A 1,577-nucleotide genomic window follows, 5' to 3' on the forward strand; every position below is an offset into this window, starting at 1 on the left:
GCTGGCTGGCTTATCGTGATATCCGTTTCCTCGGATTGGGATCCGAGCCTGACAAGCTACCTCATCGCAACATCCGCACGCGGGGTCCTTCGCCCATTGACGCAAGCACTACCGTCCAACCAGTACGGGCTTGCTGTGATGGATCGGGTGCTTCGGGCGGCGCTCATCGCGTCCCGCCCACGCCCAGGACTGCGCGTAAGGCTGGTCGACACCGTCTTCGCCGGCGATCGAGTGAGGGGAGATTGGGTCGTCGCACCGAACGTCAACCCGGACGGGCCACCGATCCTTTACATTCACGGCGGCGCATTTTCGATGTGCTCTCCCAAAACCCATCGCGGTCTGCTGGGCGAACTGTCTGCCGCGTCGCTGCGCCCGGTCTTCGCGGTCCGCTATCGATTGGCTCCGCGTTACCCGTATCCGGCGGCTGCTGACGACGCACTGAGGGCCTACCGGTGGTTGGCGGGCTCTGAAGAATCGACATCAGCCCGCACGGTAGCGATCGCAGGCTGTCAACGGCAATCGAAAACTGATCAGGAGTCGGCCGCGCACTGGTCAGTATTCACTTGCCGCCGACACAGGCGATTCGGCGGGCGGCCAACTGGCGGTCGCGACCTCGTTGGGTGCACTCGCACATCGCCTGCCGTTGCCTGACCGCATGCTACTGATGTCCCCCGTCATCGATCTGACGTGTCAGCTGGCGACGGCTCGCGAAATCTGGCGCCGCGATCCTTTCGCATCCGCCCGATCCGCGTCGCGGGCGCTGAGTCTCTACGTGGGCGACGCCGATCCGCACGACCCCCGCGTCAACGTGCTCGCCACCGACCTCACCGGCATGCCGCCGACATTGATCCAGGTGGGCGGGAGAGAAATGCTGCTCGACGATTCCCGACGACTCGCCGAGCGCATGCTCGCCGCGGGGTCGTCCGTGCAACTTCAGGTGTTTCGCGGTCAAATTCACGTGTTTCAAGCCCTGTTTCGACTCTTGCCCGAGGCGCGTCACGCTTTGCGCCTCAGCGGGGCGTTTCTCGCCGACAGCGCTGAACGCAAGTTTCCTTGACGCCGGAGCTGAACGCGGGCGCAGCGGCTAGCTGCGCGGCGACCGCCTTTGCGCGCCACTGGGAGCCCGTTGACAAGTCAGATATGCATGTATTAATTTTGACATTATTGGGCGTAATGTAAACAGCTGGTCGGTTCCTCATCGCGAGCAGGCCGCCAACGACGACCACAGGCCGGGGAGCGACAATGGTTAACCCGCTACACGCGCCCGTCGATAAAGCCATAAAGCCCGGGAACGGTTATCTTCGGTCATCTTGATTCCCGCGCCGCAACGGGTGGACGACGGACTTCGCCGGTGGAGTCGGCGGTGGCCAGTGCGTGAACTGGCAGCCCCCCGGCTGGAAGCGGATTGCGACCGGTTCTCGGTGATGCCGGGCTCCCCTTGGTCGGGCACACCCTCGACTACATCCGGTTTGGGTCCGACCTGGGCAGAGAGCGCTACGAGCGGTTCGGTTCTGTCTCGTGGATGGGAGCGTTCGGTACCAAAATGGCGGTCATCGCGGGCCCCCAAGCTACCCAAG

Annotated in this window: 2 pseudogenes; both read left to right on the top strand. The window is 63.7% G+C overall.

Annotation, left to right across the window (positions count from 1 at the left end):
- Nucleotides 1–15: 15 nt before the first annotated feature.
- Nucleotides 16–1,057 (top strand): annotated as a pseudogene (locus HMPREF0591_RS31770) (alpha/beta hydrolase).
- A 250-nt stretch (nt 1,058–1,307) separates the two neighbouring features.
- Nucleotides 1,308–1,577, top strand: a pseudogene (locus HMPREF0591_RS34295) (cytochrome P450); the annotation flags it as partial.

The organism is Mycobacterium parascrofulaceum ATCC BAA-614 (assembly GCF_000164135.1).
GTDB classification, from domain to species: domain Bacteria; phylum Actinomycetota; class Actinomycetes; order Mycobacteriales; family Mycobacteriaceae; genus Mycobacterium; species Mycobacterium parascrofulaceum.